Raw genomic sequence first — 23,396 nt, 5'->3', positions numbered from 1 at the left:
TCATCCTGTGTATAAAGAGGGATGAGGGGGAGTTTTGTTGCATGACTCATTTCATAAATTACAAAGCTACTTTCGAAAGATTTTCTTCATTATCTATTTTGCCACCAGGATTCAAGCATCGATGGTTTTCATAAGGCTCGCAATAATGCGCAAAATACTGTTTAAAGTTAGATACAAATAGTTCTTCATTCTCCATAAGAAAAATTTTTTCCGGCTGTAACTCAACATAATTAGAATCTCTTAAGACCGCTTTATAAATGGAGCTTGCATGAGATGAAACCCATTTATCGAGGAAGGGGAGTATTTTATTAGGATCAGGAGTAAAGAAATTTTGATAGATATCAGTGAATAACTTATTTTTCATTTCATAGTTGCTTTTGAAGTAGAAATTACTACGGTCTTTGTGATACTCGACAAAAGGAGGTCTATTCGGCTTTTTTTTCATTCCCGCAGCAACTTCTAATGAAATGATGAGACCTTTGGCAGACTCAATTTTATATTTCGTTCCAAATAAATCAGTGCCATTGTATTCGCTGAGATAGGATTCCAAGTAGGTCACTGCTTCATCGCTTAAAGGATCAAAATAACTGCTAATAATAAATTGAGTTGCTAATTTAGTTTCTGGGTTATAGATACAACTAATATAGATTGCATAAGTAAATTGTTCATTCACTATTTTTTGCACTAAGATTTTATCAATTTGGTTATTTACCTCATCACAGGTGAGTTGTTGACTTTCTATTTTTTGATCCATACGAATGATTTGAGTTGGATAATCAAGATTGCGGTTAAGTGATTTGTTTTTTTTTAAGTTATCCATTTCATTTGAATAAGTGAGGGTTTGGCTGTTTTTATTCTCCGGGTTTTGTGAAATCGTTAAGGTGGTCACATCATCATGAGTCTGACTGAAAACACATAGCGGCATTAAAATAAAAGGGGCGAGCAAATAATTAACTTTCATAAAAAAACTCCTTTTTAGTCAGCCCAGTATTGCATCTTGCAAGTTCTCAATTTTTCGACTGGGTTATTTTGAGTATAGTTGAGTGGGTGAAAATTATTCTCCTTGTTCATTTATATTCAGAGGAGATTGTCTAAAGGAGTTTGCATCAAATCTGTACCGAAATTTTTACCGAACTTTTTTACTCTGGCGCAAAATAAATGCCATGGATTCATCATAAAAAGTGGGGGCAGAAACTTATATACAAATAGAACAAGTGTGATAATATTTAACCTGAAAAAAATGGTTGCAATGCTACTGCACGTGTTTACTGTACTGGATATAAGAAACACTTATAGGTTGATTCACTGCTTTTTTTAGGTTAAAGCGCAACGGAGACTTGTGATTAGTTCCTATTCAAGAACTGTCTTTTTATATATTTTAAATTTTTAGGGAATAAAATGAAAAAAATATACGCAATAGTGAAACCTCCATATACCAAAATTGGTGATAGTTTTTCTGATTTGGCTTCTTATTTCGTTTCCCCTCTTTATACATTAGCCTTTGAGCAAGTTTGTGGGTATTCATTAGGCCATGAAGTCTTGTTTTATGAAACGATAGAAGATGCTAAGAAAATCCTGGAGGATGGAATAAAGGGTAAAAAAATAGATGCCAAAACTGCAATCCAAAAGGCTATTGTAGAATTAGAGGCAGATGATGAGGGAAAAATCACAGGATTTGGAACGCTTTATACAGTTGACTATGATAAACGCTCTGAACCAGCCGAAGGTCATTATTTTAAGCCAGTACGAATTCCTAAATGGAGTGAGCAAGCAATTGACCCCAAAATGGACGCCTCACCAGAAGCACTTTCTGAAATGATCATTCAGTATGAGCAGAGTAAAAAAGCGGCCACTGAATTAACACAATAGTTGTTTCATTGTTTCAGTGGTTCTGATGAGCATAGCGTAATCGGTTTGTGTATATCTCAGGGTGAAAAAGTATCTGATCTAAGGAAAAAGCTATTGTAACACTCTTACCCTCTCCTGAAGCGCGAGAGGTTTTTTTATGGACTGTTTTTTATCCCTCGCCCCTTTGGGGAGAGGGATAGGGTGAGGGTATAGTTACAAAAAATCCCAATTTTCGCCGCACTAATGATCGTTACAACGCATCAGGTAAAAATCCCCCGGCTTGCATTTTCCACATACGACTGTAATGACTCGGTATTTTGAGCAGTTCCTCGTGAGAACCATCTTCAATGATACGGCCTTTTTCAAAAACCAAGATGCGATCCATTTCAGATAAGGTGGAGAGTCGGTGCGCAATTACAATGGTTGTTCTGTTTTGCATTAACACATGTAAGCCATCCTGAATCAATTTTTCAGTCAACGAATCCAGGGCTGAGGTTGCTTCATCTAGGATTAGAATCGGTGCATTTTTCAACATAGCTCGTGCGATGGCAATTCTTTGTCGTTGTCCACCCGATAATTTAATTCCACGCTCACCAACTAACGCATCATATTGCTCAGGAAGTTTGGAAATGAATTCATGGCAATGTGCTTTCTTTGATGCAGCAACTACTTCTGCATCTGTTGCATCAATACGGCCATAACGAATGTTTTCGATTAAAGTGCGATGAAATAAGGTTACATCCTGAGGAATCATTGCAATATTTTCTCGTAGTGATTCTTGAGTTACCTCGCGAATATTTTGTCCATCAATCAAAATCTTACCTGACTCCACATCAAACAGGCGAAGAATCAAATTGACAAAAGTACTTTTTCCAGAGCCAGATAAACCTACCAGACCAATTTTTTGTCCGGGTTCAATCACAACGGATTTATTTTTAAAAAGGTGGGCTCCTTCATCATAGTGAAAGCTCACGTTTTGAAATTCAATACGACCTTGAGAGACTGTAAGTGGCTGAGCATCGGGTTGATCCGTGATCTCATGGGGTTCTGAAATCAAGGTTAGGGCTTGTCTGCACTTTCCCAGTTCTTCAGCAAAATGTACGAATTGGCTCGCCAGGTACCATAAATTATAGAAAATACTGAGTGACAATGAGATAACGAAACTAAAATCACCTATTGATACTTGACCCTTACTGTACATTACGACCAGCATAGATAAATTAGCAGCAATCAAAACGATAATACTCACATCCCAATAGATACGCATTTTCAAGATAGTCCATTGCATGGTCTGATCCTTATCTGTAGTATCCTGGGTTGCATTTCGAATCACTTGATTCTCAAAGTCTGCTCTGGAAAACAAGCGCAGGTTCGTGATATTGCTTATGCTATCAACAATTTTTCCAACTAAAGTGGTTTTACTGGTCGCAAAAATATTAGAAAGATCTTGCACCGGCTTGAAATAAACGATTGCGACTCCCAAAAAAGTAATGGCCCAAACAAATAAAATCAAAGCAAATATCGGCTGCACAAGCAGCATGCTGATAATCGCAATAATAATACCGACAATTTGCGCGGCAGCATCATCGATTGTTGTAAAAATGGAGATGGTGCCCGCGGTCATATCAGAGATTTTATTGGATAAACTGCCTGCAAAGTTATTTTGGAAATAACGATGTGAATGCTGATTCAAATAGGCAAACATGTTATTAACCAGGTCATATCGTAAGTAGGGAAATAACTTCAACCGGAGCCAATCTGAAAAACGCATATCCATAGCAATTAACACCCACAACGTAATGTATACGATGATATAGGGTTTTATTGCATCAAATAGGGCTGATTTATTGCCCGAAAATGCTGCAACCTTATCAATAATGAGTTTTAACACATAAGGAGAAAGGGCATTATTAATCCCCCAATAAGCAGCAGTGAGCAACAATCCAATAACATACCAACTGTATGGTTTTATCAGATTCAGGAAAAAATTGTTTAGCGAACTATTTTTTTTATTCATAATCTTTACTCAGTTTTGGGTACAACTATAAGGCGCTTAATAGCCCATCCTTAATTTCATACCGATCAGTTACTTGGATAGCATTCAAAAAATCAGCATCATGGGAAATAACAATCATGGCCCCAGGATAAACTTTGAGTACCTGAATTACGTGAGCACGTGTTTCTCTATCCAAGTTGTTTGTCATTTCATCCAAAATCAGCATTTTGGGTGTAATCGCCGCAATTTGTGCCAAAGAGAGTCTAGCCTTTTCTCCACCAGATAAGGTTGAAACCAAGGCATTAACTTCTTCATTTTTTCGAAATAAAAAATCATTTAGATGCTCCCTAATTTCGGTATAGGATTTATAGATTAAGCAACAGCTTATCGCCTCCCATACGGTTTTCTCTGCTGGCAGCGTCGTATAATGTTGATCAAGGTAGCCAATCTCATACGCTTGCGGGACAGTCCAATTTCCTGTTTTTATTACAGACGGACTACCTAAAATGGCTCTGAGTAAAGTGGATTTACCTGAACCGTTATCGCCACAAATCGCAATCCGATCTCGTGCTTTTATTGAAAAGCTCAACTCACGCAAAATAGACTTATTTTCCACATAACCAACAGTTCCTTCGCTGATTGTTACTAAGGTCTGGCTTGTTACAACCCCAGGAACAGCAAATTTGGGTTGAATCGTTTCGGGCAAGTAGAGTTCTGATAAACGTTGGCTTAACTCTTGTTTCTTATGACAGATTGCGCTTTTTCTACGTCCAGAAGTCTCTTGTGCATTCCTCGCTTTACTCTGTGAAACAATGGTTGGCCACTTCCGCTGCTGAATGTGTTTTTCACCTTGAGCTCTACTGCTCTTGGCTCGTACTTGTTCTTTCATCATGTCGACATGAAGTTGCTTTTTCTGACGTATCAGTTCCGCAAGTTCACCTTCAATCGCATGGCGCTGAATCGTGATTTCTCGCAAGTAATCCTCATAACATCCAGTAAAAACATTGACCTTACCTTGATCAATATGCCAAATCGTATCCACAGTGGATTGCAATAATTCGATATCATGGGTCACCATAATTAAGGTTCCTCGATAATCAGAAAGCATTCTCATTAAAGAATGTCGATTTTTACGATCCAGGTGATTACTAGGCTCATCGAGCATTAAAAGATTTGGATCCGAAGCCAATGCCTGCGTCAATAATTTTTGAAAACGTTGTCCTCCACTTAATGAGTTATATTCTTCAATGACTTGGGGGACATAACCTCTATTCAATGCTTGAGGAAAATGGATGTCACCCTCGGTTGGTTGAAGTACTCCTGCAAGTATTTTGAGCAGGGTTGATTTTCCAGTGCCATTGCGTCCAATAATTGCAATTCGACTGCCGTTGGAAACTTGGCCACTGAAGTCCACAAAACATGTTTTGTGGGGGAAAGAAAGACTAAGATCTTGAAATCGAATAGGCTTATGCATCATGTAACTCTCTTAAGTATTCTAAATGGGCAGTGATTTTTACTGCTTCCGTCATCGCCCGAAATAAAGGGCGTACTTAAGAAATAATGTCCATGATAGTTTAAGCCTCTTAGAGATGTGCTTTTTAGATATTGGGTACAATTGTATCCGATTGCATGATTATCTGTCAATCCTCAGGAGAAGGAGGCTATATTGTTTCTTCCAGATGGGGAATCAGTTCCTTACAATGTCTCATGACTCGTTGTTCTTCTGGAGGTAACTGCAAATAATCACCATATTGTTGAATCAGGAAGGCTTCTGCGTTACGAGGGATATTAAATTCTTTGGTTTCAAAAGAGACGCGTTGCAAAGGATAAATTTCTTCATTTTTAATTAAATTTTTGCCTACGCAATTATATCCTCGTCCTATATATGGGCTATGACTGGCATTTGCTTGATGGATGATTTTTTGCAAACCCCATTCAAGTAGAGGTTTAGGAAAAAATGAGGCGATCAATTTATAGAAGGTAGGATAGTGTCCTATTTTTACTTTACTGTATTTAGTGCATAATAAACGGGAGAGCTTTTTAGCATAGAATTTGTAACGCTTTCGTTGTTTTGGGTCTACGGGCATCCTGTCATAGACAAATACATCAATAAAGATACCTTGAACGTACGGCTCATTCCCTTTTTCGTGTTTTTCAATAAAACGACTGGCACGATCTCTGATTTTTAAGGGAGTAGCCATATTAAAATAGCCTGGGTCACTATGGATTGTTTGCAACCACATCCAGTTTGGAATTTCTGATGGAGCAACACGTAGAAATTGTTCATAGCTGGAGCGGGGCATGGCAATATCCACATCATCATCCCAGGGAATAAATCCTTGATGGCGGACAGCACCTAAAAGAGTACCCGCATCAAGCCAATAATCCAAACCATGTTTTCTGCAGATAGAGTCTACGACTTCCAGCATAGTAAGCATTTTTAGCTGCGCTTGGCGTAATCGGCCATCTTGAAATGCAGTATCTGCTGAATAGGGATTTGAATTTTTTGCTAATGTCATAAATTATTCTTCTTATAATGACAACGGCAGCTATATTAGCAAAATAATTTTGAATCATTAACTATTATGAGAAAAAATTTATAGGTATTGGTTTAAGACATTGAGATTAAAGTAAATTGTAAAAAAACTGTCACTAGGCATTAAATATCACATAATTGATTAAAATTCTTTTCCATTTTGGAGGCTCCTGCAGCTGATTCTGTTTGATTAAAAAATCTAAACCGATCCGTTGCAAGATAATGAATAAAGCCGACTATGGGGTAGAAAACAATAAGAGAACACAGGACTACCCCAATTTCAGCCCAAATGTAATTGGAGTCTCGATGAATATTAAGTAATTCTCGATTTTTGTCTAAGATTTCCTTGCACTGTATGCTGCATGCAGCGAAAGCGTCTCTTTGTTGTAGAGGAGACATCATAGCCGCTTGATACGTTTTTTGTCTTAAGTTGTGTGCCAGCTCACAAAGTTCATTTCCTTCATTTTCCTGGTCATAGAATATCAGGAATTTTCCTTTATTTTCGAGATGCCTGAGATAGGCATAAATTTCATTTAACTGTTTTTGTTTCTCTGCGTTTTCCGTAAAAACTGGATAAGGAAAACTGCAAAGATCAATATTGTGTTTGATTAGAGACTCTTTGCATTGTTCGACAGCCAGTTTCATTGGCGTCAAATTACTCGCATCAGATTGTTTTACTGCACGCAATAAATCATGTCGCAATTCTTTTGCTAATCCGTCGTGTGTTTCTGCCAATTGCCTTAGGTAGGCAAGCATGCGATCCAATGGTTTTTGGGATTTTAGTGTGGGGGCCATAACTACTTCATCAAGCAGTAAGTAATCGCTGAAACGAAAAGATCGCATATTGATTAATGCATTGATGACTTCAGGTCTATCCGGTTCATTCGACCATATCGCGTAGAGGAAATTCCACAATGACCCAACATCAGAATTGAGCAAACCGATATTTAATCCCGGGGAATAATATGCCATACCGTAGTCAATAACATTTACGGTAAAATGGTTTTGTGATGACAAGGGATCATAATGTATTAAAATGTTTCTTCCATGAAGATCCTTATGAATGAGTTTTCTATCAATAAGCTGTTCTTTGATTGCATGGATTATTGCTTTAGTTAATTCTAATTTTTTCTTTCGGCTTAGAGTTCGATAATATTGATGTAAAAAACTTGTGAACGTTTGCCCCTGCATTTCCCTCATTACCAGGTAAGACTGGGTTGGCGCTTTCATATGTAAATGTTCGGTATAATGTCCGACGTTATACTCGCGCAAGGCATCATTAGGATCTAGAAACTTTACAACTCGATGTTTGTCTTGAACCTGGAAGGTATCTGTTTTACCCCGACTGATTGTGCAGGAAATGCGGTATACTGCTCCATATTTTCCTAAGCCGAGACGTTTTGAGGATGGCATTTCATAAGCGTACCCCTGAGCAGGATTTTTTCTTTTTCTTGCAAAAACAGGTTGCTGAAATGTAAAAGAAGAGCCGTTATAGGTATATACTTCATTCGGCTTCCAAACCTCCTTCCCGTGGAGACGTTGGTTTTCCAGAAAATCCCAAATCCATTTATTTTGTGCAATATTTTGCAAATCGATAACAAGAGGCATAATAAAGGAATAAATATGTCCAGATTGTATTATAATTTAATTCTTACAAGATGTATTAAGATTTTTCATTTTTATTATAAATTGACTTGGATGAACATCTGATAAGGAAAAGTCATCGTGCAGTTATTTACTGATATTGTCCCCATGTTGATTCGATATAAAGAAGCGAACATCCAAAGTCGACAAGCCATAATGTTGGATAAAATGGCAGACATCAAAAAACTTGTGGGTAAAGTGACTGATAAGAGCCAAGTGAAGGCACATTATAAAGAGTTAGCATATGCTGCAACATTCATTAATTATGCTGATGTTTTGCAACGCATGGAAAATCAGAACTATTTTGAAATTTTATTCGATTTTTATAATATGGAGATGGATGACGAATTAAACGCCTGGTTTGAGTTTGGTAGTACCCCGGGGCAGATGAGATTGAAACTACCAATCCCTGAGTATACGCCAGAAATTTGGGAAAAATTTCGTGAAGCTCAAAAAGCCCACTTAAGGAAAACGAATAAAGCTCATCTTTTTAATTTGGATCAGCTTAATATTGCTCATCCCCCCGCGAATCAACTCTATCCAATTCAGATTCAAATGGGTAGTTCGCTTAAAAATGAAGCGGTGGATAGAATTCATGTCGATGCACAGGGGCGAATTCGTTTTGCAAAACATCACGGTTATTATCTTTTACCTGGGGGCGGGATGATTGAATTAAGCAACGCCGCCAAAATGGATGATTGGGAGCAAAAAATGTTGGAGGAGCATCTGGAGGAAGAGCATGCGAATCTTTATTTAAAAGCAGCTGAACTCTATGATCGATTAACCCCAGATGATTTCAATGCTGCATTAACCAAAGTATTTTCGAGCAAACAAACTCAATCTTTATCTCCAGAGTTATGCAGTTGGTTGCAAGATCAAATGGTTACGAAAGGAAAAAATTCTGTTCGTCTGCACAACATTGTAGTTGAACTCGATAATCAAATGGAGGCGATGAAAAAAGAGGCACATACTTCGCGAAATAAGACTGCAGAAAATCAAGTAAAACAACAAAATAGACTTAAATCATTGATGGAATTACGTGCTATGGTTCAGGTGAAAACTTTCGAATTAAGTCCATTATTTACTGAAGCATTGGAATACATAAAGAAAAACTCAATTTGTGTTGATATTCAGCAATATTTAGATACTCGAGTACTTGGCGGTTCACAAATCTCCCATAGCTTTATTCTGAGAGGAAAGCCTTTAGAGGATTGGTTTGCGGCAAAATTTAAAGGCTTTGATGGAGAATGCGGGGATGATCTATCTGGATCTGAAATTGAGCGATTGACTTTATTTGAGGCGTTGAGCAAATTTAGAAAAATTAAATTCTCCCATTTATTAATTGGATTAGCTGCTTATCAAGAAGGTCTCGATAAGGGAACATTACTCGTAGAAAACATTTGGAATGAGACGCAATTTATAAATACTCGCAAAATGATACTTATAGAATCGGCTAAATTATTTCCAACGTCATCCCGAGCGTAGCAAGGGATCTCCCATCCAATAGCACTCTTCTACGATATGAAGATCCCTCGCCAGGCTCGGAATGAGGGGATTTTTTTAATTATGGAAGCATTGATTTATCAAAAATTAAAAACGAAAATAACCATCCAACTTTTCTCGAGCAATTATTGTGTGAAATGAGTCTTCTATGTCAGACCCTTTAAATCGTTATTATCTACAGGCTATGGGAATCGATCTCTGGGAGCTACGTAGCTCGCATCCTTCCTGTGAACAAGGATTATCTACCTTGGCTAAAGAAGTGGCTGCATGCACTCGATGTCCTTTACATAAAACTCGCACGCAAACTGTTTTTTTCCGTGGCAGTCCGAACGCAAAATTAATGATTATTGGTGAAGCTCCAGGCTTTTATGAGGATCAGCAAGGATTACCTTTTGTAGGTAAAGCAGGAAGTTTATTGAATCAAATGTTACAGAGCATTGAAATGCAAGAACAAGATGTGTACATCGCCAATGTTTTGAAATGTAGGCCACCTAATAATAGAGATCCTCAGATGGAGGAAATTACTCAATGCAGTTCTTATCTCGCACAGCAAATTGAGCTGATTCAGCCGCATTTGATCTTGGCTTTAGGACGCTTTGCTGGTCAATTTTTACTTAATCAATCACTGCCGCTGAAACAATTGCGAAATACACTCCATCATTACAATAATATTCCTTTTATCGTCAGCTATCATCCTGCTTATCTTTTACGAAATCCAGCCGATAAGAAAAAAGCATATCTTGATTTATTAACTGTAAAACACCTGTTAATAAAACAGCAGGGTTAAAATAATTTGTATAAAAAATTCAATATTTGGTACGTATTTTTACGTATTGATGTAATTTGAATACGTTTTTATACTATGAGTAGATTCAAAGCTTATTGGAAGCCACGCATAGGAGAAAAATGATGAATCAACCTAAACGTATTTTTATTGTCGGTCTACCTGGTGCTGGCAAAAGCTTATTCGCAAAGCTTCTGGCTGAAAAACTGGGCTGGGAGTTTATCGATGCGGATCTTGGAATCGAATATCATGTGGGGCGTACTTTGCATGAGATTTTGGGCGCAGAGGGACAAAAAAATTTTTACCAATGCCAAAAAGAAGTACTGATGGGGTTACACGCTAAAGAAAATATAGTAGCAACCACAGATGCCAGCATTATTTGTGATGATGCAATTCGAGAATTGTTGTCCTCAGAGTTTGTCGTATTTTTGCAAGTCAGTACTGCCGTACAAATAGGACGAATTTCACGAAATCCTATGCCATTATTAACGACTGACCTCAAAACTTTTTTTGATTCGCTGCATAGCGAGCGTGATCACCTATTCGAAAATGTAGCGAGTATCTCTCTTGATACGGATGATAATGCCTTGGAAGAACATGTATTTAATACTCTTAAGTGTGTTGCTGAAAACGAAACAGAAAAAGCCAAACCGGTCTCATTAAATGAAAAGGATATGGTGCTGTTTCATAAATCGTCCCATTTACCTATTCGGTTATCTGAACAACAAGCAGTCTGTCTTCGATTACTGGCTCAGGGAAAAAGCTCCAAAGAAATCGCCCGGGATATGAATATCTCTTACCGAACTGTAGAAGGGACTTTAGCTAAGACAATGGAATTATTAGGTTGTTCTTCCAGTAAGGAGTTGATTGTTTTATATCATGATAAGCCATGATCATGGCTGTTAAAAATGAACTTCCAATTGTAACCTAGGTGTTTTTGTAGTCCTGACCAACACACCCTATTCGGCAATCTTTGCATATCACTCCTAGGTTATAGTTACAGAAGAGAGATTTTTCATCTCAATTTATTAGTTTAATATCAAGTCAATAAATTCATTGTACGCACAAAAAGACCAATATATATCAAATCACATAGAGCGAAATAATGGTGAGAATAATTATGACTACACAAAGATTACAACAAAAGAAAGAAGTTACAGTTGGATTTTTTGGGGAGGTAGGGAGCGGGAAGACCCAACTTGTTAATGTGTTGATCGGGGATGGTTTTAAGGATAGTTCAGTTGGAATTAGAGTCAGATCGACGATTAGATATTAATGAAAAGAAATGACACCCATGCAAGAGTACAACCCCAAGTTAACCACATGGATCGATTATATCTTTGAGTAAAGAAACATACCCATCCGGCAATTAAACTGACTATCAGTTCAATTGGAAACAGCATGAGCATCAATACGGCTAGAGAGCTTAGTATGCCATTACACGAAGATGGAGTATCGCAAGCCATAGGAGCTAGCATAAATCCCACTCCACCTCCTGAAAGTACGAGGACGGCTCCACCCATTACGGTAAATAAAATCAGAAACAGCAAACTAATGCCTTTATTATGTGCGTCATTTGTCATAATTGAATACGTTATAAAATCATGCCCCTTAGCTCAATCTAGCGAATTGTAGACAGATCCCTGGCATTTTTAGAATCTATATTTTGTTTTGTGACATATACTGAATGGCCTGAATGAATGCTTCATCAGAACAATTTTTCTGGGGTGCATCCACTTCCTTACATAAACCACTATGAGGCATTAGCCCTTTACCCCGCTTCATGCTGTATAATAAATAATCCATAGCGGTTTTATATTCTGTAGGATTTTGTTTCGCTTCCAGCTCTGCGTTTTTAAAACGTACACTCCATGCTTTTTTATCAAAGGCGGCAGGGGCTTTCATTCCAACTGCAAATTGAGCTGCATGACAATTTTGACATGATATCTGATAAGTTGTTTTACCCAAATCTTCAGCAAATGACGCAGTATGAATGGCATACAATAAAATAATCCATAGTTTTTTCATTTTTTTCCTTATTTGGTTCATTCCTTAAAGCATACTCTAATATCGCAACTACTCAAGATTTCCTTGTTTCCTTTTTCTATTTTTGTAATTCACGCACGCTATTTTAAAATAATACTATAATTTATATCAAAACCTTATTTTTCACCCAATCAATGCTGGAAAGTCCCCAAGGATATTGACTATGAAAGGAACTGAGAAAACAAACGCTTCGACTCGACACCTAAAGATTCAATCTACTTCTCCAGCCGAGAGTGGGGCTAAACCTCAGTACGAAATATTTAAGAATCAGTTGGATGATTTTTTTTATTATATTAATAAATTATATCAGGCGAATCTTGGCAAGTTTACTATGGGAATGAGTCCCGCAGTAATCGGAACTTCTCATTGTGCTTGGCTTTTACAATTAGCCCAATCACCTGGGCATTTGTTGGCACTGGCTTTTTTTCACATCATCCATTCCGATGAATTTCTTACGCATCTGCTGTGTGATAAGCAACCAGCACAAGGAACTGACGTTCGTTTTCATAAAGAGAATTGGCAATTGATGCCTTGGCGATTTTATGCAGAAGTTTTTCTTCAGAGTGAGGAGTGGTGGCGATTTGCAACGCGAAAAGTTCCTGGTCTTTCAGGTCGAGCAGAGCGCACCGTTTCATTTTATATTCGTCAGTTACATGATGCCTTATCGCCTTCCAATTTTGTAATGACCAATCCGGATCTTTTTTATGAAACGATTCGCTCCGGTGGTGCCAATTTGATTCAGGGTACAGAGCTTGCGATTGAACATAGTTTAAGAAGATTAGCCGGTTTGCCTCCCCCGGGGGCAGGGAAGTTCAAACCCGGAAAAAATGTTGCAATTACCCCTGGTAAAATCGTGTTTACTAACCATTTGATTGAATTAATTCAATATGAACCACAACAGAAACGGTTTTTAAAGAGCCAATACTGATATTACCAGCATGGATAATGAAATATTATATTTTAGATTTATCTCCAGGAAATTCTTTAGTTAAATGGCTTGTGAAGCAAGGACATACGGTATTTATCGTTTCATGGCGTAATCCAGATGAGAAGGATCGGGATTTAGGAATGGATGATTATTATCGTCTAGGTGCAATGGCAGCAATCGATGCAGTGAGTACTATTTTACCTAATACTAAAATTCATTTAATGGGATATTGCCTGGGAGGAACTTTAGCGATGATTACTGCTGCCGCGATGGCACGAAATAAAGATTATCGCCTTAAAACCCTTTCGCTTTTGGCTGCCCAAGGGATTTTACCAAAGCAGGCGAGTTGATGCTGTTCATTACCGAGAGTGAAATAGCATTTCTCAAAAATATGATGTGGGAAAAAGGTTATCTAGATCCCAAACATATGGCCGGTTCTTTTCAAATGTTAAGGACTTATGATCTCATTTGGTCAAAAATGATTGATGATTACATGACGGGCAAAAAACGGGGTATGATTGATTTACTTGCCTGGAATGCCGATTCAACTCGAATGCCCTATAAAATGCATACGGAATATCTTGAAAAATTATTTCTGCAAAATGATTTTGCTGAGGGACATTTTAAGGTCGAAGATGAAGTAGTAGCGCCCAAAAATGTTCATTTACCTATTTTTGCAGTAAGCACAGAACATGACCATATTGCTCCTTGGGAATCGGTATACAAAATCCACCTGATGATGCATTCGGATATTACCTTTGTATTGACCAGCGGCGGTCACAACGCAGGAATTGTCAGTGAACCCAATCATCCGGGACGTTATTATTCTATTCTGGAAAGCAAAAAGAAAATGCCTTATATAGGACCAAAAAAATGGCTCAGTAAAGCAAAAAGAAGAGAGGGTTCTTGGTGGATTGCATGGCATCAATGGTTGGTTAACAACAGTTCGAAAAGGCTTGTTTCACCTCCTGAACTTGATTCTTCGTTGCCCTCCGCACCAGGAACTTATGTGCTGCAAAAATAAAGTCACATCAAAAACTTGCAAACAGGTCTTGGTTGTTGGAATGGAGTGTGCTAAATTTGCTTTTTAACACTTTTTATAATGCTCTATGATGAATAAAATTTCAATTGCAACAGCCAGCGTTATCGCGTTTATTTCTATCAACTCTTTTGCACAGATACCCAATTTCAAGATTAACTTTAAGAAAACCTATTGTGGTAATGTGGAATATGTAGGGAATGCAGGGAACAAACGACCCCATTTACATTGCGGTGAAACCTTTATTGCCTACAAAAAAGCAAATGGTGATCATTTAAATCTCACCGAATTCGGCTCTTGTGGGCGAACCAATTCAGTTTTTGACGATGTTAAAGAGAATAGGAATGCATTTGCAGATTATCAGGGAATATATAGTGCATTAGTTTCTTACCATCAATCGGGCTGCCCTAATCAATTGACTTCCAATTAGCAGGATGCTCAAAACACTGACCCTCATCAATAATCGCCTAGCTCATTGGTGATGCTTTTGAAAAACTGGATGTCATTGCTGCCTTAGCAGCAATGACATCCAGTGTGACAATATTCTTATTCTTCCAGGCTATAACGGGACCCACTTGGGAGTTGAGTGTAATTTCCTCATAGTCCTTGTTGTGCACCTTCCTTATAGCGAGCAGGCATAAATTCAGGCTGATGATTAAATATTAATCAAGTAATTCCAGGACTTTCTCAGGAGGGCGACCAATAACTGCTTTGTTTTTGTAAGTGACAATGGGACGTTGCATTAATATGGGTTCTTTGACCATCGCACTTAAGACTTGAGTTTCATTATCTAGAGATAATCCCAGTTCTTTAAAAACGTGCTCATCGGTACGAACAAAATCCTTAAGAGCAAAGTGGCTCTTTAATGCGTTTAACTGCTTCAAAATAAGAGGAGTTTTAAGGTATTCAATGATAACCGGTTTAAAACCTTTACTTTCCAGAAGTGCCAAAGTTTGTCGTGATTTGGAACATCGAGGATTATGATAAATAGTCATTTCTTGCATATTTTTTTCTCATTGTTACTGAGATTCGATTGTGCACTATAACATGTTCTTAGTACTTTATCTTTAGATTTGGCTGTCCGCTTTACAGACCTAGGGCAATTGTTTATTGACTCAGGAAAGAATCTCCTTTTTACTTAGCTCAAGGTTAATTATTGAATCGATTCTTATGCAATTTACTATTGTTCCCATCCAAGAAAAACATATTGAAGCTTTTTGGAGCGCTGTGGACAGCGTGGCTCGTGAACGTAAATTTCTAGCTTTTTTAGAAGGGCCTCCCATCAAATTAACACGAGATTTTGTTTTAGAGCACATTAAAGAGGGGTGGCCTCAAGTGGTCGCGATGCATGAGGAACAGGTGATTGGTTGGTGTGATATCAGCCCGCTTGATCGACCTGTTTTTGCGCATGTGGGTGCTTTAGGGATTGGTGTGCTTGCACCCTATAGAGGACAGGGAATAGGAGAGAAATTATTAAGCACGGCATTGCAAATGGCAAAATTAAAGGGGTTAACACGTATAGAGCTTACAGTGCGCGAACATAATAAAGCGGCAATCTCATTGTATGAAAAATATGGTTTCGTCAAAGAAGGAGTCCATAAAAATGCGGTCCGTATTGATGGAGTATATGAAAATCATATTTTTATGGCATTACTCTTTGAATAACGATTGCTATTTAATGAGTGTCAGTTACAGGTCGCAAGCCTCAATGCTGTAATTTGACGTACAGTGCTACTCACTACCAAGTCATCCCTCGCTAGGCTCGCAATGATGTGAGTCTAATCATCGAGTTTGTCTTTATTTAAGGGAAGAGGAATTGGCTTGGTATAGTGTTTATAAATGTTCCACCTTTTCTCCGAAAACTCTTTTGGAGTCGTTTTTAATAAGAGGAACGCTAAAAATTCAGCGCAGACTTTAGGTGGTAGCAAGGTTTTTTCTTGATATGCTTTCTTAAATTCGTCAGCTAATGGAAATAATTCTACAGGACATTCCCGTAAATTTTTTTGCATGCCCGTATCTACTTCACCTGGAATAACATCAGTCGCTACTATTCCCTGGGGTAATTCAGCCCGTAAGACGTTCGTCCACATGTTGAATGCTGATTTGGAAATACAGTAAGCGCCGGCTCCGGTAACCGCTTTTTCTCCCGCTACGGAAGTGATATTTAAAATGCGGCCACCTTGCTTTGAGAAAAAGGGAAGCACACTTTGGGTGAGTAATATGGGCGCAATAAGATTGGTTTCAATTATTTTTTTTATATCAGCAGCTGTCGCTTCATGTAAAAGGCCCAGAGGGGAAATAATGCCTGCATTATGAATCAAATAATTGATATGCAATGATTTAATTTCATTGGCAATTCTTTTTAACCCTTCATCAGTAGTAATATCTGCAGGTAAGGTCTTGATTGTATCCGGGTGTTTCTCTTTTAATTTAAGCAACTCCGTATTATTTCTGGCAATCGCAATTACGGTGATGCCCTGAGAGGCCAATTCTAAAGTTAATGCATGCCCGATACCACTGCTCGCTCCAGTAATCACAGCAATTGGTGACATTTAATGCTCCATCACTTGAATTAAATTAAAAAAATCCTTAATTCTTAACATAAGAAACCATGGTGAGTTTTCATATTATGATATTGTGGATTTAATTCATTTTTTATATTGGTCAATTCGGTTTTCATATCAATGACTATCTTTTTTACATGTGTAACTGTCTGGTCGTAAAAGCCATTTCTCGATAAGTTATTTATTCTTTTAATTTCATTATCAAAAATCTTAGCAACTTTAGTATAAAAATCATCATTCGTAAGATTTGCTTTATTTATAAGACCGATAATCCTATGTTCTCTTGGGACCATATCATCTAAGTCACAAAAACACTTATCTAGAAGCACATCACAAACTTGCAGATCCATTTCAGAAATTTCATCCACTTGAATGGCTTGAATCTTTTTTTGAAACATATCAAGACACTCTATTTGAAAGGGCGGAACTTTATTTTGGAGTGAATTTTTTGTTTTATTTAAAATTTTTAATAACATTTCTCTTGAGTTGGGCATAATTTTTATCAATCCATTGGTTCAACGTGTGGCGCAAATCATAACATTGCTGAATGTAATTTTCACTTTAATGGTAAGGGGTTTATTGAGTTTGATTCATTTTGAACGAATGAGTTAATCAATCAATAAATAAAGCGGCAAATCTTTAAATTTTAGCCGCTTGTGACTCAACCCTTTTTACCTATTACCATTTATTTGTGGGTTTGTCTTGAGGACCAGAAGGAACAGATTCTTCAGGATTGACGCGCTCAAAAAAGCCAAATGTATCCAGACCGGGATATTTTGAATCAGATGCCGGTCTTCGATTATACCCAGGCAGTTGTTCTTGATTCGTATTATTGGGGCTTTTCCATCTCGTTATTGCCTCAAGAACTCGATCTAATATTCTTCCTAAAGAAATTAGCCATTGAGGAAAGTGTTTTGATTTGTGTTGTTCAATTTCATTTTGTTGACTTGATGCAGGTTGGCTTGATTTTATTTCTTTATATTTATTTAAAATCAATTCCATTCCAGCCATATTCCGTAAAAGGCTTTCAGTATCACGTGTAAAATCATCTATTGATGAACTTTGCTGAGGTAACTCTTTTTCTAGTTCCGTTTTAACCCGCTCGGCAATTGGATTTTGTTCTACCAAATCTTCAATATAAGCCTTAAGGTTTGCTAATTTTTCACGATATGAATCTAATTCAATACCCCATCGCTGTAGAAGTTTTTCATTTTTTTCTAGATAACTAAAATGTTGCTTTAGCAAATCTGTTTGGAGAAATAGGGCTTTTAGAAGTTGTTCATAACCTTCATCATTTGGAAGTAATGATTGTAGTGTTTGTTTTGATTCCTCAATACTTTCTAATAACTCATCAATTAATTTTTGCGATTTATTGAATGGTCTAAGAGCTAGAGAAGCATTGATCTGATAATTTTCAATAAATTTACTCCACAGCAAATCATTTTTACTAAAAGACTGAATCAATTGGTGTTGATAAGTTTTTTCATCCTCTTTGGAAAGCTGTTGGTTCGAATCTTTCCACCAATAGTTAATGGATGCAGCAATTAATTCGCAATCTGAAGTTTGAAAAATATTCATCATTGTTACTTTGTTTGCTTCAATAATTCTATTTAATGAATCTTTATCCTCATGGCTTAATGCTTCTTTGATTTGTTCATGAATATTATCATCTAATAGTTGAACAGCAGTGATTTGGATATTAATTAAATCAGCCTTACATTCAAAATAAGCATCTATTTTTGGCAATAAATCATGCTGAGAATCCTTACCTGCTATAGCATCATCTCCTTTTAAGAGATCTTGCATTTTTAATGCCAAGCGCTCCCTTTTGGTAGTCAGTTCTCGAACTTTAGAGAGTTGTTGTGTGCTGGTATAACTTTCGTAATAACGGCAAAAATCTTTGAGTTCTAAATCAAAAGTACCCGCAACACGTTCTTCTTTGATGTCAATTTGATTAGGATTCTCCATATTTGGTAAATAAAGCCGTCCAGTGAAACCCCATGGGTTTCTAATGCGTATCATTTTAATTGGACGCCTTTCATCAGTATCCTGATCTACAGGACGGATTGTTTCAACAACATCAACAATGGTATAAGCATGCATCGCTCTTAAGCCTGGTACTTTTTCATCGTATCTTTGGGGCGTGCCGGCTGTTAAAGATTCACCCTTGGCGATTTTCAATTTTATGTCGTTAAAAATACTCAGCTCTTCAGGTGAATAAATTCCACTAAATATTTCTTGATTATCGCGCCTTACCCCTTTTTCTACATCTTCATGATAATAAATAAATAATTTTTGTAAGATATCAATTATTTGGATGTTTTTCTCATCTTGTGAAAAATGCGCTATTAGGTGTTCAAGGCGCTGTTGACCATTAGCATATTGAGAGTATATTCTTTCCCACTCTTCCTTGTTTTCTGAATAAAAATCGATTAATTTCAGGCAGTTTTCCTGTGCGTCCTCCTGACCAAAAATTTCTTCAAATGCTCGAATTCTTGTTGATAACATTTCTGTAATAATTTCATCCGTTCCTGATTGGTGCTCTGCCCCTAATTCCTCTTGCATGATTTTTTTCTGTTGATTTAACACGGTTAGTTGTTCAAGCTCATCAGCAAAAAAGTTACCTATATCCCAAGCAAAAAATTTATCATAATTAATATATTCTTCTTTAGCATTACAACCCGTTAATATTTTCAACGCAGTAGACTCTGAACCGCCTTTCAGAGCACCACTCATGGAGGGATTAGTGTTTCCAAAGAGCTCAGGAACAGACGCTGCTGCTTTTTCGAGTATATCGACCCATAAGCCCGTATGCTTATTTAAGCTACCTTGCTGGTCAACAATATAGGAATTTTGTACTCGAACATAAACTGGTTCTAACGTTTTAGGATTGAATAAACGAACGGTTGTTGTGCCATCATCATTTTGTCTCAGCATACTACGAATGTAGCTTGCTCCATCAGGTTGACTTAAAATAGCTGCCAGTGAGGCTAAAAAAAAGCAATCAGGAACCTTGTATTGCTTAACATCTTCTATGGAGGGTGAGCCCTCACCAAATAAAGGAGCGTTGGATTGCTGATATTGTTCGATGTTATATCCTAAATACTGCTCTGGATTATCAAGTTCAACTTCACAACTAGCTTTCTCATCAATGGTAATGTTTCTTTGATTTTCAGGTAAGTCATCACGACTCGCACCGATTGGTAGATAAGGAGTTAATCTAAATCTCTGCACTTCTTCTGGCTTATCTAAATTCAGTGGCTGTATTATTGCCAAGCTATTCTCTTCTAATGATTTATCATTAGGTAATTGAATTGTTTTTTTGATTTTTCCTCGAACTCCAGGGAAAACTAAAGGAACGGCAATGTTGGCTGGAACCACAAGACTTCCACGAGTTTTAAAATTAAGTGGCAACATGCTGTCTCCAATGAAGGCAATATCCATAAATTATACTCAATGAATATTAAGAATACATTAAGGGGGCGGTGGCCATATACCATCAGCATTTCCGCACATTAGCTCCATATTTGAGCTATCCTCTTGTTCCAAATATTTGTCTATTAGCCTCATCCAGCTTGTCAGGAAAATAATTTTTAAAAAAATCTTTTTGTTAATCAATCCTTAAGCTTGCTTGTTTTACACTGATAAAAAGCGAAAAAGGAGACGACCATGTCAAACAAAAAATTAACTGAACGTTTGAACTATGAGCTTGATGAATTGGGTGTTCCTGAATTAATGACAGAGCGTGTTCAAGCATGTTCAAAGATGTTTCAGTTACCCAAGTTTAAAATTGAAGCGCTCCTGCATGGTGTTGTGGCATTCGATGACAACACGATGCAAAGAATTGCTGATGAACTTGAGGTGAGCACGGATTGGCTGTTTGGCGACGCTGCTAAAGAAAAAACAAAGCACTAAATAAACAGATTAAAAAAGATCCCGTATCGAGCTTGATAAGGGTTTCATGCTAGGCTTCATAAGCAGTAACTAGGTCATTTATCAATCGGCGCGTCACCTCGGCAATTGCTTTTTCTATCTGAGGGGAAAGTGTTTCATCCAGCGTAATTGCATCAATTTCGATTCCATAAAATAAAAGGTCTGCAGGTAACTCATCAAGAGCACGGGCTAAATGAAGTGTTTGGAGGATGCTGATACCATGGGTTGAGAACCTATTTTCTGAATCGAGGATCGATTCATTTTTAAATCGATGAATGGAGCCAATGGCACTCCCTGATTTGACTGCATCAATGATAAAAACAGTATTGAATCCACTCATTAGCTCAATGAGTCGCACACCTGGCCGATCATGGTTTTCAATGAGTAAAAAGGGAGCAAGATGAGGATGTTTTGATAGCTGGTGTTTTAAAGCATTTGCTACCTTCCAACCTGCCTGATCATCACCAAAAGGGGAACCAATTCCTAGTACTTTGATGACCTTCATTCTCGATTCACTTTAATCGTTAAAAAATGAGTGGAACAGGAAATACAAGGATCATAATTGCGAATGATCATTTCACTGTAAGCACGTAATGACTCTTCATTTTGGTCAAGGCCATATTGTACCAGGGAACGATGTAAATCCTCTTCAATCCGTGCCTGATTTTGGCTGGTTGGTGGCACGATACGCGCAGATTTTACTTGTCCCTGGGCATCTAATTGAATATGTTGCCACAAAGTACCTCTAGGCGCTTCAGTACACCCAAATCCTGTTCCGGCACGCGGTTTAATTTCAGGATGTGATTCTTTGGGGAGCTCATACTGTTCCATAATGCGTATGGATTCTAAAACACAAAAATAGATTTCAACGGCGCGAGCAAAAATACTGTGGTACATATTACGGGAAGGGAAGTTTATTTTTAATTCCTGTAAAAGAAGATGAATAGGAGCAGGCAGGTGACCAAAACAATTGTTCACTCGTGCTAGAGGTCCTACCAAGTAAGGCTTATTTTGTAATAAACAATGCAAGGCGGTAGAGTAGGGGACTTGGCTTTCCTTGAAGTAGGCATCAAATTCCTCGATGCTGATATTTAAGCCATGATTGGAGACTAGTCTGCCCTCGTTGAATGGATATTCTGTAGGATGATAAAGTGAGACATAGGTAAACTCATGAGAATTATCTGGAAAGGAACGTTCTGCCAGCCAGCGAATTAATGCGTCGCCAATCTTCAATGCGTGCTTTTGCTTTTTCCAATAGAGCATTGATTTGCATCGGAGAGGGTGCTTTATAAAATCCGCCTACACAAGCTCCCACTGGATGAACCGAACGACCACCAAATAATTTGATCAAATCATTACCAAATGATTGCAAACGAATTCCCCGTCGTACCTCTTCAGGATAACTTTTTGCCATTTCAGGTGCTGATTTAAACCCCAAAAAATCGGGTAATGCTAAAAAATGAATGTGCATGCTATGGCTTTCCAGCCATTCACCGCAGTAAAAGAGGCGGCGCATCTCCCGTACCCAAGGGAGGGTTGTAGACCAAAACACTGTTCGATTGCTTGGGTTGCGCTCATTTGATAAGCAACAGGACATATACCACAGATCCGTGCTACAAGATCCAGAACCTCAGCATAACTTCTACCTTCGAGAAATTTTTCAAACAATCTTGGCGGTTCATAAATTTTTAATTGGAGTTTGCTGATTTTACTGTTACGAATGTGCAGTTCAAGTGCTCCTTCACCTTCAACGCGCCGCCAAAATAGGAACATTAATGGAAATGGTGTTACTCATTGCTGATTTTAATTCCCTTAAAATAAGCTCCTGCTTTGTTAAATGCAGGGGCTTGATTATTAATATGCAAAAATTTTTGCGCAATGGCTTCCTTGGATTAAACCAAGCTGTTCAAACCAGTTACCCAAGGAGTGGGGATTTGGATTTTCTTTTGGGCCATAGCACGCATAACAGCCTCGTCCTACTGAGGGACAAAGAGAACCGCAGCCTAATTGGGTTACAGGGCCCATACAGGGTTGTTTTTGGGTAACCAAAACACAAACATTCCCTTTGCGTTTGCATTCCATACATTCAGAATCTTGTTTGATGCGTGGTGTCGTATTGGATAATAAAAAACGAATTGCTTCTAATACTTGATTGCTATTTACCGGGCAGCCCCATAACTCCCAATCCACTTTCACATGATGTGAAATGGGTGTGGAAGTGCTTAAGCTTTGAATGTATTCGGGAGATGCATAAATACTACTGACCCATTCTTTGGAATCCGCAAAATGACGTAAAGCCTGAATGCCTCCTGCGGTAGCACAAGCACCAATGGTAATGATGAATTGGCTCTGTTCACGAATTTTTTTAATACGTAGTTCTTCATCTGGAGTGGAAATGCTGCCTTCAACGAAGGCAATATCTACTTTTGCTTCAAGATCAACGGCTCCAGCTTCCGAAAAATGCACCATATCCACTAATTCAGATAGAGTGAGTAAGGCCTCTCCGGCATTTAAAAAGGCCAATTGGCATCCATCGCAGGATGTAAATTTATGTACCGCCAATCGTGGTTTCATC

19 protein-coding genes and 3 pseudogenes are annotated in these 23,396 nt (G+C 37.9%); 8 read left to right on the top strand and 14 right to left on the bottom strand.

What is annotated here, in order from left to right; genetic code table 11:
• Window positions 1-58: 58 nt before the first annotated feature.
• Window positions 59-961 (bottom strand): Lpg0189 family type II secretion system effector, encoded by a 903-nt coding sequence (locus tag EL022_RS14335; protein ID WP_028379923.1) that lies wholly within the window; start codon window positions 959-961, stop codon window positions 59-61.
• Window positions 962-1,398: 437 nt separating this feature from the next.
• Here EL022_RS14335 and EL022_RS14330 point away from each other — a divergent pair, with 437 nt between their 5' ends.
• A complete protein-coding gene (locus tag EL022_RS14330) occupies window positions 1,399-1,869 on the top strand; it encodes a hypothetical protein (protein ID WP_028379924.1) in 471 nt (156 codons plus the stop codon).
• Between the two features lie 229 nt (window positions 1,870-2,098).
• On the opposite strand, the gene EL022_RS14325 is transcribed toward EL022_RS14330, so the two are convergent.
• The 4 genes from EL022_RS14325 to EL022_RS14310 form a co-directional block, all read right to left on the bottom strand.
• Complete coding sequence (locus EL022_RS14325) at window positions 2,099-3,865, bottom strand: ABC transporter ATP-binding protein (protein ID WP_028379925.1); 1,767 nt, start codon at window positions 3,863-3,865, stop codon at window positions 2,099-2,101.
• 25 nt (window positions 3,866-3,890) lie between these two features.
• On the bottom strand, window positions 3,891-5,321 hold the full coding sequence (locus EL022_RS14320) for an ABC-F family ATP-binding cassette domain-containing protein (RefSeq protein WP_028379926.1): 1,431 nt from the start codon (window positions 5,319-5,321) through the stop codon (window positions 3,891-3,893).
• Between the two features lie 184 nt (window positions 5,322-5,505).
• Window positions 5,506-6,363 carry a LicD family protein gene (locus EL022_RS14315; RefSeq protein WP_028379927.1) on the bottom strand — a complete coding sequence of 286 codons (858 nt, stop codon included), beginning with the start codon at window positions 6,361-6,363 and terminating at the stop codon, window positions 5,506-5,508.
• Window positions 6,364-6,503: 140 nt separating this feature from the next.
• Window positions 6,504-7,988, bottom strand: coding sequence for a protein kinase (locus EL022_RS14310; protein WP_028379928.1), 1,485 nt, complete (start codon window positions 7,986-7,988; stop codon window positions 6,504-6,506).
• Between the two features lie 117 nt (window positions 7,989-8,105).
• On the opposite strand from EL022_RS14310, the gene EL022_RS14305 reads away from it, so the two are divergent.
• The 3 genes from EL022_RS14305 (at window position 8,106) to EL022_RS14295 (ending at window position 11,204) form a co-directional block, all read left to right on the top strand.
• Window positions 8,106-9,509 carry a hypothetical protein gene (locus tag EL022_RS14305; protein WP_241972199.1) on the top strand — a complete coding sequence of 468 codons (1,404 nt, stop codon included), beginning with the start codon at window positions 8,106-8,108 and terminating at the stop codon, window positions 9,507-9,509.
• 166 nt (window positions 9,510-9,675) lie between these two features.
• The gene (locus EL022_RS14300) at window positions 9,676-10,314 is read left to right on the top strand and encodes a uracil-DNA glycosylase (protein WP_028379930.1); all 639 of its coding nucleotides are present in this window, start codon (window positions 9,676-9,678) and stop codon (window positions 10,312-10,314) included.
• 122 nt (window positions 10,315-10,436) lie between these two features.
• Window positions 10,437-11,204 carry a shikimate kinase gene (locus EL022_RS14295; RefSeq protein ID WP_028379931.1) on the top strand — a complete coding sequence of 256 codons (768 nt, stop codon included), beginning with the start codon at window positions 10,437-10,439 and terminating at the stop codon, window positions 11,202-11,204.
• 372 nt (window positions 11,205-11,576) lie between these two features.
• Here the strand turns inward: EL022_RS14295 and EL022_RS14290 are convergent, their stop codons facing one another.
• Both EL022_RS14290 and EL022_RS14285 read right to left on the bottom strand, forming a co-directional pair.
• A complete protein-coding gene (locus tag EL022_RS14290; RefSeq protein WP_028379932.1) occupies window positions 11,577-11,894 on the bottom strand; it encodes a hypothetical protein in 318 nt (105 codons plus the stop codon).
• A 76-nt stretch (window positions 11,895-11,970) separates the two neighbouring features.
• The gene (locus EL022_RS14285; RefSeq protein WP_028379933.1) at window positions 11,971-12,339 is read right to left on the bottom strand and encodes a c-type cytochrome; all 369 of its coding nucleotides are present in this window, start codon (window positions 12,337-12,339) and stop codon (window positions 11,971-11,973) included.
• 181 nt (window positions 12,340-12,520) lie between these two features.
• On the opposite strand from EL022_RS14285, the pseudogene EL022_RS14280 reads away from it, so the two are divergent.
• A pseudogene (locus EL022_RS14280) lies at window positions 12,521-14,309 on the top strand (PHA/PHB synthase family protein).
• 85 nt (window positions 14,310-14,394) lie between these two features.
• Window positions 14,395-14,754 carry a hypothetical protein gene (locus EL022_RS14275; protein WP_241972198.1) on the top strand — a complete coding sequence of 120 codons (360 nt, stop codon included), beginning with the start codon at window positions 14,395-14,397 and terminating at the stop codon, window positions 14,752-14,754.
• A gap of 232 nt (window positions 14,755-14,986) precedes the next feature.
• On the opposite strand, the gene arsC is transcribed toward EL022_RS14275, so the two are convergent.
• Complete coding sequence (arsC, locus tag EL022_RS14270; RefSeq protein ID WP_028379936.1) at window positions 14,987-15,328, bottom strand: arsenate reductase (glutaredoxin); 342 nt, start codon at window positions 15,326-15,328, stop codon at window positions 14,987-14,989.
• Between the two features lie 166 nt (window positions 15,329-15,494).
• On the opposite strand from arsC, the gene EL022_RS14265 reads away from it, so the two are divergent.
• On the top strand, window positions 15,495-15,989 hold the full coding sequence (locus EL022_RS14265; protein ID WP_028379937.1) for a GNAT family N-acetyltransferase: 495 nt from the start codon (window positions 15,495-15,497) through the stop codon (window positions 15,987-15,989).
• A gap of 113 nt (window positions 15,990-16,102) precedes the next feature.
• On the opposite strand, the gene EL022_RS14260 is transcribed toward EL022_RS14265, so the two are convergent.
• The 3 genes from EL022_RS14260 to EL022_RS14250 form a co-directional block, all read right to left on the bottom strand.
• Window positions 16,103-16,876 (bottom strand): SDR family NAD(P)-dependent oxidoreductase, encoded by a 774-nt coding sequence (locus EL022_RS14260; RefSeq protein ID WP_028379938.1) that lies wholly within the window; start codon window positions 16,874-16,876, stop codon window positions 16,103-16,105.
• Between the two features lie 44 nt (window positions 16,877-16,920).
• Entirely contained in the window at window positions 16,921-17,382 is a 462-nt protein-coding gene (locus tag EL022_RS14255) for a hypothetical protein (RefSeq protein WP_028379939.1), read from the bottom strand.
• A gap of 184 nt (window positions 17,383-17,566) precedes the next feature.
• On the bottom strand, window positions 17,567-20,332 hold the full coding sequence (locus EL022_RS14250; RefSeq protein WP_028379940.1) for a C2 family cysteine protease: 2,766 nt from the start codon (window positions 20,330-20,332) through the stop codon (window positions 17,567-17,569).
• Between the two features lie 225 nt (window positions 20,333-20,557).
• Here EL022_RS14250 and EL022_RS14245 point away from each other — a divergent pair, with 225 nt between their 5' ends.
• Entirely contained in the window at window positions 20,558-20,803 is a 246-nt protein-coding gene (locus EL022_RS14245) for a hypothetical protein (protein WP_028379941.1), read from the top strand.
• A 49-nt stretch (window positions 20,804-20,852) separates the two neighbouring features.
• On the opposite strand, the gene EL022_RS14240 is transcribed toward EL022_RS14245, so the two are convergent.
• The 3 genes and pseudogenes from EL022_RS14240 to EL022_RS14230 all read right to left on the bottom strand — a co-directional run bounded on the left by EL022_RS14240 (window position 20,853) and on the right by EL022_RS14230 (window position 23,395).
• Entirely contained in the window at window positions 20,853-21,326 is a 474-nt protein-coding gene (locus EL022_RS14240; RefSeq protein WP_028379942.1) for a hydrogenase maturation protease, read from the bottom strand.
• A pseudogene (locus tag EL022_RS16725) lies at window positions 21,323-22,616 on the bottom strand (Ni/Fe hydrogenase subunit alpha). Before EL022_RS16725 ends, EL022_RS14240 begins: the two are co-directional and overlap by 4 nt.
• Window positions 22,609-23,395, bottom strand: a pseudogene (locus tag EL022_RS14230) (NADH-quinone oxidoreductase subunit B family protein). The pseudogenes EL022_RS16725 and EL022_RS14230 overlap by 8 nt, the downstream one beginning before the upstream one ends.
• Window position 23,396: the final 1 nt, after the last annotated feature.

This window comes from Legionella cherrii, assembly GCF_900635815.1.
Classification (GTDB): domain Bacteria; phylum Pseudomonadota; class Gammaproteobacteria; order Legionellales; family Legionellaceae; genus Legionella; species Legionella cherrii.
Note: the sequence above shows the minus strand (reverse complement) of the source record. Positions and strands in the feature narration are given on the sequence as shown.